Origin of the sequence: Kitasatospora sp. MY 5-36 (assembly GCF_001182915.1) — a bacterium.
In the GTDB taxonomy this organism is placed as follows: Bacteria; Actinomycetota; Actinomycetes; order Streptomycetales; family Streptomycetaceae; genus Kitasatospora.
In genome coordinates, this window is record NZ_LFVW01000418.1 from 1 (window position 1) to 10,280 (window position 10,280).

10 protein-coding genes and 2 pseudogenes are annotated in these 10,280 nt (G+C 75.2%); 4 read left to right on the forward strand and 8 right to left on the reverse strand.

Translation table 11 applies throughout. From position 1 onward, the window contains the following. A partial coding sequence (locus AE652_RS25055; protein ID WP_063780259.1) for an EamA family transporter occupies positions 1 to 858 on the reverse strand: 858 nt, incomplete at its 3' end. Between the two features lie 153 nt (positions 859 to 1,011). Between AE652_RS25055 and AE652_RS25060 the strand changes: the two genes are divergently transcribed. Both AE652_RS25060 and AE652_RS25065 read left to right on the forward strand, forming a co-directional pair. After that, on the forward strand, positions 1,012 to 1,521 hold the full coding sequence (locus tag AE652_RS25060) for a MarR family winged helix-turn-helix transcriptional regulator (RefSeq protein WP_049655344.1): 510 nt from the start codon (positions 1,012 to 1,014) through the stop codon (positions 1,519 to 1,521). A 97-nt stretch (positions 1,522 to 1,618) separates the two neighbouring features. Next, positions 1,619 to 2,071, forward strand: a complete 453-nt coding sequence (locus AE652_RS25065) for a hypothetical protein (RefSeq protein ID WP_049655346.1) — start codon at positions 1,619 to 1,621, stop codon at positions 2,069 to 2,071. A gap of 21 nt (positions 2,072 to 2,092) precedes the next feature. Here AE652_RS25065 and AE652_RS25070 read toward each other — a convergent pair. The 3 genes and pseudogenes from AE652_RS25070 to AE652_RS25080 all read right to left on the reverse strand — a co-directional run bounded on the left by AE652_RS25070 (position 2,093) and on the right by AE652_RS25080 (position 4,759). Continuing rightward, a pseudogene (locus tag AE652_RS25070) lies at positions 2,093 to 2,760 on the reverse strand (class I SAM-dependent methyltransferase). Between the two features lie 27 nt (positions 2,761 to 2,787). After that, entirely contained in the window at positions 2,788 to 3,264 is a 477-nt protein-coding gene (locus AE652_RS25075) for a hypothetical protein (RefSeq protein ID WP_049655348.1), read from the reverse strand. Between the two features lie 313 nt (positions 3,265 to 3,577). Beyond that, positions 3,578 to 4,759: an FAD-dependent monooxygenase gene (locus AE652_RS25080; RefSeq protein WP_049655351.1), complete on the reverse strand. Its 1,182-nt coding sequence runs from the start codon at positions 4,757 to 4,759 to the stop codon at positions 3,578 to 3,580. Between the two features lie 141 nt (positions 4,760 to 4,900). On the opposite strand from AE652_RS25080, the gene AE652_RS25085 reads away from it, so the two are divergent. Continuing rightward, positions 4,901 to 5,488 (forward strand): TetR/AcrR family transcriptional regulator, encoded by a 588-nt coding sequence (locus tag AE652_RS25085; RefSeq protein ID WP_049655369.1) that lies wholly within the window; start codon positions 4,901 to 4,903, stop codon positions 5,486 to 5,488. A 97-nt stretch (positions 5,489 to 5,585) separates the two neighbouring features. Next, a complete protein-coding gene (locus AE652_RS25090; protein ID WP_049655353.1) occupies positions 5,586 to 7,313 on the forward strand; it encodes a serine/threonine-protein kinase in 1,728 nt (575 codons plus the stop codon). 49 nt (positions 7,314 to 7,362) lie between these two features. Here the strand turns inward: AE652_RS25090 and cpt are convergent, their stop codons facing one another. The 4 genes and pseudogenes from cpt to AE652_RS25110 form a co-directional block, all read right to left on the reverse strand. Beyond that, positions 7,363 to 7,899 carry a chloramphenicol phosphotransferase CPT gene (cpt, locus tag AE652_RS25095; RefSeq protein ID WP_049655356.1) on the reverse strand — a complete coding sequence of 179 codons (537 nt, stop codon included), beginning with the start codon at positions 7,897 to 7,899 and terminating at the stop codon, positions 7,363 to 7,365. 152 nt (positions 7,900 to 8,051) lie between these two features. Then, positions 8,052 to 9,425 (reverse strand): cobyrinate a,c-diamide synthase, encoded by a 1,374-nt coding sequence (locus tag AE652_RS25100; protein WP_049655359.1) that lies wholly within the window; start codon positions 9,423 to 9,425, stop codon positions 8,052 to 8,054. A 4-nt stretch (positions 9,426 to 9,429) separates the two neighbouring features. Further along, positions 9,430 to 10,035: a cob(I)yrinic acid a,c-diamide adenosyltransferase gene (gene cobO, locus AE652_RS25105; protein ID WP_049655361.1), complete on the reverse strand. Its 606-nt coding sequence runs from the start codon at positions 10,033 to 10,035 to the stop codon at positions 9,430 to 9,432. Positions 10,036 to 10,041: 6 nt separating this feature from the next. Next, positions 10,042 to 10,280 (reverse strand): annotated as a pseudogene (locus tag AE652_RS25110) (magnesium chelatase); the annotation flags it as partial.

The window sequence follows — 10,280 nt, forward strand, 5'->3', positions numbered from 1 at the left end:
GGGGGCCTGGCCGACGAGCATGGCGGCGAGGGCGAGGAGGAGGCCGAGGACCTGCCAGGGGGTGAGGGTCTGGCCGAGGACGAGGAGGCCGCCGAGGGTGGCGACGACCGGGTTGATCAGGCCGAGGAAGGAGGCCGGGCCGGCGCCGAGGTGCTCGATGCCGCGGAACCAGAGGGAGTAGGCGAGCGCGGTGCCGAACAGGCCGAGGTAGGCGAAGCCGGCCAGGTTGGCGGCGCTCAGGGCGGGCGGTGCGCCCTCGACCAGGGCGGCGAGCGGGACGAGGAAGACCGAGCCGGCCAGGAGCTGCCAGCCGGTGAGGTCGAGCAGGGTGGCGCCCTCGGGGCGGCCCCAGCGGCGGGTGAGGACGGTGCCCATGGCCATCAGCGAGATCCCGGCGACCATCGAGGCGATGCCGACGCCGTCCAGCCGGGCGCCGCTCTTGAGCACCAGCAGGGCCACTCCGCCGACCCCGACCAGTCCGGCGATCACCGCCCGCCGTCCGGGTCGCACCCGCAGCACGCCGATCGAGAACCCGGCGACGAGCAGCGGCTGGATCGCCCCGATGGTGGCGGCGACGCCGCCGGGCAGGCGGTAGGCGCCGACGAACATCAGCGGGAAGAACAGCCCGATGTTGAGCATCCCGAGCACGGCCGCGCGCCCCCACCAACGCCCCTTGGGAAGTCGGCGGCCGATCAGCAGCAGGAGCAGTCCGGCCGGGAGTGCGCGGAGCGCGGCGAGCAGCAGCGGGCGGCCGTCGGGCAGCAGCTGGGTGGTGACGAGGTAGGTGGTGCCCCACGCGGCCGGGGCGAGTGCGGCGGTGGCGGCGATCCCCGCGCGCTTGCGGTCCATGACGGCCATGACGTCCCCCTGAACGTTGATTATCTGAACGTTGAGATAATTTCTACGCCGGGGATCCGCGAACGTCAAGTATGTGAATGTTAAGATATCTACGTCGGGTGGGCAGTGGACACTGGACGGCTACGGACAGACGGCTCCGGAAGGGCGGCGGGCATGCACCAGCGCGACACCGTGGACGACATCGTCGAGCAGTGGGCCCGGGCCCGCCCCGAGCTGGACGCCGGGCCGATGGCCCTGATCGGCCGGCTGCGACGGCTCAACGTCCGGGTCGACAACGCCCTGCGCGAGTACTTCACCGCCTGCGGCCTGGACTCCTCCGAGTTCGACGTGCTGGCCACCCTGCGCCGCTCCGGCGAGCCGTACGAGCTCAACGCCCGCGCGCTGCTCAAGTCCGCGATGGTCACCTCCGGGGCCATCACCAACCGGGTCGACCGGCTGTCCGCCAAGGGACTGGTCGAGCGCAACCCCTGCCCGACCGACCGCCGGGCCGTCCTGGTCCGCCTCACCCCGGCCGGCAAGGAACTGATCGACGGGGCCCTGGCCGGTCACGTCCGCAACGAGGAGCGCATCCTCTCGGCCCTCGACGCGGACGAGCGCAACCGGCTCGACGCCCTGCTGCGCAAGCTCCTCATCGCGCACGGGGACACCGAGCCGCTCCTCTGAGCCGGGCCGGTGCCTCCAAGGGCGGGCGCGGGCGGCGTGTCCAGCGGTGTCCCGGCGGCGTTATCCCCTGCGGAAGCCCACCGGAGGAGAGGCCCCGATGAAAGAGAAGACCCCCAGGGACATCGCCGTCGGCGACCAGCTGCGGGCCGCCGGCACCGAGGGTGCCCAGTGGCTGACCGCCTCCGGGTGGGGGCCGCCGGTCAAGGTGCCGCTGCAGGAGGCGGCGAAGTGGCAGCAGGAGACCCGCGCCCGGATGCTGGCGTCGCAGCGGGACGAGTCCTGCACCTGGTGCGACCACCTGCTGTACGGCGGGCCGCAGCCCGTCGTCGTGCACGCGGAACACCCGACCCACCTGATCTGCCGCGCCTGCTCGATCGCCGCCCGCCCCCGCCGGGTCTGCCTGGACTGCGGGGAACCCGCCGCCTCCACGTCCCCGGCCGACGGGCGCGAGGACGTCTTCATGGGCGCGGTGGCGATCTACACCCGGCTGCGCTGCGCCGCCTGCCACCACTCCGACCCGCTCACTGGCACCTTCGGCCAGCCCGTCTGACCTGGGCACCCGGCGGGCCACTCAACGGCGCGCGACCAGCGCGTACCGCTCGTCGTCCACCGGGCCGCCCCACAGCTCGGCCTCCCCGCCGAGCGGCTCGACCCGCAGCTCGGAGATCAACGGCCGTACGGCCGCCGCGAGTTCCTCCGCCCCGACCCCGCCGCCCCACGGCAGCGGCCCCGCCCCGGCCGGGTACGGCGAAACGGTGGCCTGCCCGGTCTCCCGCCAGCGGCCCTCGACCAGGACCAGCCGGCCGCCCGGCCGCAGCAGCCGCACCCAGGCGCGCAGCGCCCGCTCGGGCTCGGGGAGCGTCCAGACCAGGTGCCGCGACAGCAGGACGTCGAAGCTCTCGTCCCCGAGCGGCGGCGCGCCCGCGTCGCCCACCAGGAACCGCGCCGTCAGGCCCGCCGCGACCAGCTTCGCCCGGGCCCGCCCGACCATCCGCGGCGCCAGGTCCACGCCCGTCACCCGGTGCCCGTCCGCCGCGAGCAGCAGCGACAGCGACCCGGTGCCGCACCCGACGTCCAGCACGTCCGCCGCCCCGCCCGGCACCCCCGCACCCGCCGAAGCCACGCCGCCCGCACCGGCCCCGCCCGCAACCCGTGGTCGGGCTCCTCGTCGAAGGTCGCGGCGGCCGCGTCCCAGTACTCGGCAATGGCGCGGCGGCCGGAGTCATCCATGGCGCGCATCATCGCAACCGCCACCGACACGGGCCGCTACCCGCCGATGGGGAAGGGGATCCCGTGCCGGTCCCCGCTCACCGACCGCCGAATGACGTTGACCAGCCTGACCTGTGCCGCAGTCGTCGACCGCCGAGCCTGCTCGAACTCGTCCGGAGACAGCGGATCGGTTCGTGGGTCGCGGCTACGAGCCACCTGATCGAGGAAGGTCTCGACGGCACGGCCGAACTCGTCGATCTCGGCGGCGACTTCCCTGGGTGCGATCAGGCTCGCGTGCATCAGGGCCGCACTCCATGCGCCCCAGTCGTAGTCCCAGCCACGCCGTTCACCGTGTGCGCGCCTGAGTTCCATTGTGAACCCGGCGTAGTGGCCCAGTAGTTCCCGGTATGCGGCGAGCTGCTGGTCCCGGGACCAGTGCCGGTCCTGGGCGCGGCGCGTGACGATGCCGCCGACCAGTACACCTGCCGTGGCTGAAAGCGCCCCGGCCGCCGTCGTCACCAGTGTGTCCAGCATGGAGCCTCCTCGCCAGCGCTGACGAACGGCGGCACGAGACCAGGGCCCGGGTGCGTTGCGGGGAAGTGCCCGAAGCTGCCCCAAGGTGGCACGGTGCCGGAACCCGCCGACCGTACCGGCTCACCCCACCACACCCCGGGGAGCTTGCCAACTGTGTTGGACGGGTAGGAGGTTGGCGCTTGAGGATCGAATTCGACAGCCTCTCCCGAGCTGTCATTCGCCCAGGGGTCTTGTGGACCGTTGGCTCCAGGCGGAGCCAACGGCTCTCTGTGTGTCGCCTGCGCCCGCCCCGCAGTCGGGGCGGCAGATCCCCTCACCCCGCTCGGCCCAGGGTCGGCGGCTGCCAGTTGAAGGTCGCGGCCGAGCGGTTCAGCAGGGTGCGGGCGGGGAGGAGGCCGGTGAGGGTGAGGGCGGTGTCGCGCAGGAGGGTGGCGGCGGGGGAGCGGAGGGCGACGAGGTCGCCGATGCGGCGGGAGGCGGCGACGACGGCGGTGGTGCGGGGGAGCCGGGCGGCGGTGTAGGCGGGCAGGGCGGCGGCCGGGTCGGCGGCGGGGGTGAGCAGGGAGGCGAGGACGACGGCGTCCTCGATGGCCTGGCAGGCGCCCTGGCCCTGGAAGGGGCACATCGCGTGGGCGGCGTCGCCGAGGAGGGCGACCCGGCCGCGGTGGTGGGCGGGCAGCGGGTCGGCGAGGTCCCAGACGTCGTGGCGCAGGACGCGTTCGGGCTCGGCCAGGGCGAACAGCTGCGGTACGGGGGCGCACCAGTCGCCGAACCGGCGCAGGAGTTCGGCCCGTTCGTCCCCGTCGGCGGCCCGCTCGCCGGCCGGGGCGAGGGCGGCGCCGTAGACGTAGACCCGGCCGTCGGCGAGCGGGACGACTCCGGCGAGTCGGCCGCGGCCCCACACCTCGCCGACGGCGGCCGGGCGGCGGTCGGGGGTGACGACGGCGCGCCAGGTGGTGAAGCCGCTGTAGCGGGGGCCGGGGTGGCGGGGGAAGAGCAGGGCCCGGGTCGCGGAGCGGATGCCGTCGGCGGCGACGACCAGGTCGGCGGTCTCCTCCCCGTCGGCGGTGCGCAGGACGGCGGGCTCGGTGGCGCTGCCGGGGGTGACGAGGGTGGCGGGCGAGCCGGTGTGGACGGTGTCCTCCGGGAGCGCGTCGACCAGGGCGGCGATGACGGCGGCGCGGGCGACGGCGGCGATGGTGTCGCCGAAGCAGGCCTCGAAGGCCGTGGTGTCGAGGCGGGCGAGCCAGCGGCCGGAGGGGTGGCGCAGCCCGACGGCGGGGTGCGGGGCGGCGAGGGCGCGCAGGCGCGCGCCGACGCCGAGCCGGTCGAGGGAGCGCAGGGCATTGGGGGCGAGGGCGAGCCCGGCGCCGACGGGTTCGAGGGATTCGGCGCGTTCGTGGACGCGTACGGGGATGCCCTGCCGGTGGAGGGCGAGGGCGGCGGTGAGGCCGCCGATGCCGCCGCCGATGACGATCGCCTGGTGCAGGCCCATGAGGGGGCTCCTCTTCTCGCGCGACCCGGGCACTACAGGTGTAGTGTCCGATGTCCGGCACGCTACTACATGTGTAGTGAGCCGTAAACTACGGCTGTAGTGAGTTGGGGGAGCCCGAGTGGAAAGGCCATGATCGGACCCATGACACCCCCGCGCCCGACCCTGATCGCCGACGCCGCCATCGACCTGATCGCCGACGCCGGCCTGCGCGGGCTCACCCACCGCGCCGTGGACGACGCGTCCGGCCTGCCCGCCGGCTCGACCTCCAACCTCGCCCGGACCAGGGCCGCCCTGCTGGAGCTCGTGCTCACCCGGATCGTCGAGCGGGAGACCGCAGACTTCCCGGTCCTCGCCGAGGGCGAACTGCCGCGGGCCGCCGTCCCGCCGCGCGAACTGCTGGCCGAGGTCGGCGCCGAGGTGCTCTTCCGGGCGCTCACGGAGGGCCGCCGGCTCACCCTGGCCCGCCTGGAACTCGCCCTGGAGGCCACCCGCAGGCCCGAACTGCGCACCCTCTACGACCGCCTGGGCGCGCGCTTCGCCCAGCGCGCCGCCGAGCTGCTCGCCGCCTCCGGCTCGGGCGACCCCACGGGGGACGCCCGCCGGTTGATCCGCTGGTGCGACGGCGTGCTGTTCAACGCCACGGCCGGCAGCGGGCACTGGCACGTGCCGATGCCGGAGGACCTGCGCGAGGAGATCGACCGCTACCTCGCCGTGCTGCTCGACCGGTAGGAGCCGGTAGGACCGGTGGGACCGGTGGGACCCGGCAGGGCCGGGGCCCGGGGGCGCCCGCCTATACTCCCTCTGCCCGATCAGGCAGGGGGAAGAAATGCTGAACACGCTCGACGTCGCGGTACTGGTGGTGGTCGGGGTGGCGCTGCTGGTGCGGCTGGCGACGCTGCCGGTGCTGGTCCGTGCCCAAGCGGCAACGCGCCGCCGGGCATTGGCGGCCGCCGGCGCGGACCCGGCCGGAGGTACGCGGGGCGGCACCGGCGCGACGATCGGCGAACTGACGGTGGGTCTGCTGACCGCCGTGGGAGTGCTGGCCGTCCTGCGCGCCTGGAGCAGCGTCCTCTTCGAGGGGCTGGGGCGGTCGTTCGACGTCTACAACGCGCGGTACCTCACGATCGTCTCGCACCTGCCCCTCCACTCGGCACGGACCTGGTACATCACCTCCTTCGTCGTCTGCCTGCTGCTCTGGCTGCTGCTCTGGTGCCTGACCCAGCGCAACCTGTGGACCGTCGGCATGCCGCCTCGGCTGTGGCGGGCCGGTCGGACCCGGGCCCAGATCGCCGGCCTGCTCGCCCTCCGCGCGGTGCTCGCCGTGTTCCTCCTGCCGGTCGGGCTGATCGTCGCCGCGCTGGTGTTCCAGGCCGTCGCGGTGGCGGCGAGCCGCCGGGCCAGGCCGGTCGGCGCGGAGGCGGTGCGCGCCGAAGAGGCCCGAGCGGCCCAGGCCGCCCAGACCGCCCAGGCGGTCCAGGTGCTCCCGGCGTCGCCGTACCCGTACGTGCCCACCGCGCCGGCGCAGGCGCCGTACGTCCCGCCGCAGACGCCGTACGCCCCGCCTCAGGCCCCGTACGTCCCCACGCAGTTCGCGCAGCCCGCCCCTCCGGTGCCGGCTGCCCCGGCCGCCCCGCCGGTGCTGCCGAGGCCGCCCGTCGGCAGCCCCCTCGGTGCTCACGAGCCCCGTACGATCGGCGGCTACCAGCTCCTCGGCCGGATCGGCTCCGGCGGCATGGGCACGGTCTACCTCGCCCAGCGCCAGGGCTCCGCCACCCAGGTCGCGCTCAAGACCATCAACCTCGAACTCCTCGACGACGCCGACCTGTTGCGCCGCTTCCAGCGCGAGTCCGAGGTGCTGGCGATGGTCCCCGGCGCCTACACCGCCCGGGTGCTCGACACCGGCGTGGACTCCGGACGCCCCTACCTGGCCATGGAGTTGCTGGACGGCCGCCCGCTGGACGCCCACCTGCGCGAGCAGGGGCCGATCCGCTCCGCCGAGGCGCTGCGCGCCCTCGCGCTGGCGCTGGCCGTGGCGCTGTCCGGGGTGCACCGGCTGGGGCTCGTCCACCGGGACCTCAAGCCCGCCAACATCATGCTGACCACGGCCGGTCCGCGCCTGCTGGACTTCGGCATCGCGGCGATCGTGGACGGCACCCGGCTGACCGCCACCGGCGGCGGGCCGGGCACCCTGACGTACATGGCGCCGGAGCAGTTCGGCGAGGAGCGGGTCGGTACGGCGGCCGACGTGTGGGCCTGGGCGTGCTGCGTGGTGTGCGCGGCGCACGGCGCCAGCCCGTTCGCGGCGACCAACACGGGAGCGGTGATCCGCCGGATCGTGGAGACCGGGCCCGAACCCGCGGCGCTGGCGGCGGTCCAGGCCCTCGACCCGGCGCTCGCCGCCGTCGTCACCCGCGCGCTGGCCATGGCCCCCGAGCAGCGCCCGGCGGACGGCACGGCCCTGCTGGCGGCGCTGGCGGCGGCCCAGCCGACGGCGCCGGACCCGGCGGCCGTCCACGACCAGATCACCCGGGGCTGGCAGACCCTCGCGCTGTAGCGGCGGCGACGGGCCCGGCGCCGGTGGCTCCGGAAGGGAGAGTGCGGCCTCAGCCGCCAGAGGTTGCCCGCCCGGCGACGAGCCGGGCGCAGTCGTCCACCGAGGCCCGCGAGGTGTCGACGACCAGGTCGTACGTGACGCCCTCGTGCACCAGCGAGGCCTGCGCGGCGGCCATCCCGGCCGCCCGGTCGCCGCGGGCGGCCTCCCGCTTCGCGGCCACCGCCGGATCGCAGCGCACCCCGACCCAGAGCACGTCCAGGCCCTCCAGCGCCGACCGCCACCGGGCCTGCGAGGCGGCGCCGCCGAGGAACACCTCGTCCACCACGATCCGGGCCCCGGCCCGGGCCATCGCCGCGACCCCGAGCGTCCAGGCGGCGTCCAGGGTGGCGAAGACCGGGCCGACCTCGACCGTCCCGTCCCCGTCCTCCAGCCCGCCGATGCCCTCGCCGCCGGTGCGCAGTGACGGCGGCAGCGCCTCGACCATGGTGTCCGCGCCGAGGTGCAGCCAGGGGTCCGGCAGCAGCTCCTGCAGGCGCAGGGCGATGCTCGACTTGCCGGAGCTGGACCCGCCGTTGAGAACGATCACATGCATGCGCGGAGCCTACGGCCGCACACCCCGCGACGTCGCGGCGTTATCCCGGGGGTGCCACAGGGGTGCGGCCGTGGACCGCACGGCCCCGACCGCCCCCCATCAACGCCGCCCCCATCAACGCCGCCCCCCACCGCCGAAGCCCCGGACTACGCCGCCCCCGCCGCGAAGGCCGCCGCCGCGGCGGTGAAGGAGGCGGCCACCGCCGGTGCGCCCGCCCAGTGCAGGTGCAGGTAGGAGGCGTGCACGTTGCCGCTCGCGAAGCCCTCGGTGCGGGGGCCGGTCGGCAGGCGCCAGCCCCAGGCGGGGAGTTCGCCCGCGCCGGGCTCGCAGACCGTGCGGTGGAACTCGTGGCCGCGCAGCCTGGTGCCGGCCGGGGCCAGCGGGGAGTCGTGCAGGGCGACCGCCTCCCGGTAGCCGAGGGTGAGGCGTTCGGTCATCCGGGCGTCGGCGGGCAGCACGCCGCACATCGGCAGGCCGTCCAACTCCCGTCCCAGGTAGAGCAGTCCGGCGCACTCGGCGGCGACCGGACCGCCCGCGGCGGCGAACGCGGCGATGGCGGCGCGCAGCGGGGCGTTGCCGCTCAGCTCGCGGACGTACAGCTCGGGGAAGCCGCCGCCGATGACCAGGCCGGCCGTCCCGGCGGGCAGCGAGGAAGCGTGCAGCGGGTCGAACGGGACCACCTCCGCGCCCGCCGCGCCGAGCAGTTCGGCGTTCTCGGCGTACGAGAAGGAGAAGGCCGCGCCGCCCGCCACCGCGATCCGGGGCCGGCCGGCCACCGGGGTGACCTCGGCCGACGGGTCCCAGGGTTCGGCGTCCAACTCCGGTGCCGTCCGGGCGAGTTCGAGCAGGGCGTCCAAGTCGACCGAGGAGGCGACCAGTTCACCCATGTCGGCGACCGCCCGGAGGGCCTCCGCCGAGCGTTCCACCGCCGGGATCAGCCCGAGGTGGCGGGAGGGTGTGGCGACCGCCGTCGAGCGGCGCAGCGCGCCCAGCACCGGCACGCCGGAGCCCTCCTCCAGGGCCTCGCGCAGCAGGTGCTCGTGCCGGTCGGAGGCGACCCGGTTGAGGATCACCCCGGCGAGCCGCACCTGCGGGTCCCAGGAGGCGAATCCGTGCACCAGCGCGGCCACCGAGCGGGACTGCGAGGAGCCGTCCACGACCAGCACCACCGGCGCCCGCAGCAGCTTGGCGACGTGCGCCGTGGAGGCCAGTTCGCCGCGCCCGGAGGCCCCGTCGAACAGGCCCATGACCCCCTCGACGACGGCGACGTCCGCCCCCGCCGCGCCGTGCAGGAACAGCGGCGCGATCCGCTCCGGCCCGCACATGAAGGCGTCCAGGTTGCGGCCCGGGCGCCCGGCGGCGAGCGCGTGGTAGCCCGGGTCGATGTAGTCGGGGCCGACCTTGTGCGGCGACACCGCCAGCCCGCGCGCGGCGAGCGCCGCGATCAGGCCGGTGGCGACGGTGGTCTTGCCGGCGCCCGAGGAGGGCGCGGCGACGACGAGGCGGGGGATGTTGCTCAACGGTCTACCACTCGATACCGCGCTGGCCCTTGCGGCCGGCGTCCATGGGGTGCTTGACCTTGGTCATCTCGGTGACCAGGTCGGCGAAGCCGGTCAGCGCCTCGGGCGCGTACCGGCCGGTGATGACGACGTGCTGGCTGCCCGGGCGGTCCTTGAGCACGGCGACCACCTCGTCCGGGTCGACCCACCCCCAGTGCATCGGGTAGGTGAACTCGTCGAGCACGTAGAAGCGGTAGGTCTCGGCCGCGAGGTCGCGCTTGACCTGCTCCCAGCCCTCCTTGGCCGCCTCCTCGCTGGACATCTCCTGCTCGGCGGAGCGCTGGATCCAGGACCAGCCGGAGCCCATCTTGTGCCAGTCGACGGTGCCGCCCTCGCCGGAGGCGCCGAGGACGCGCAGCGCGTTCTCCTCGCCGACCTTCCACTTGGCGGACTTCACGAACTGGAACACCCCGACCGGCCAGCCCTGGTTCCAGGCCCGCAGCGCCATGCCGAACGCGGCCGTGGACTTGCCCTTGCCGGGGCCGGTGTGCACGGCGGTGATCGGCAGCGTGCGGCGCTGACGGGTCGTCAGGCCGTCGTCGGGGACGCTCTCGGGGACTCCCTTGGGCATGTCGGCTCAGGCCGCCTTTCGCATCGAAGTGGTCGAACGGTTCGCGGAGCGGTCCGCGGCGCGGTTCTCGCGGACGAGCGAGGCCACGCCCTCGGCGCGCAGCTCGTCCAGGCTGACGGCGGTGCCGCCGAGCAGCCCGGCCAGGGTGCGGGCCAGGCCCAGGCGGACCGGGCCGGACTCGCAGTCCAGCACCACGCTGGCCGTGCCCTGCGCCGCGAACAGCGCGGCCGCGCGGCGCGACTGGG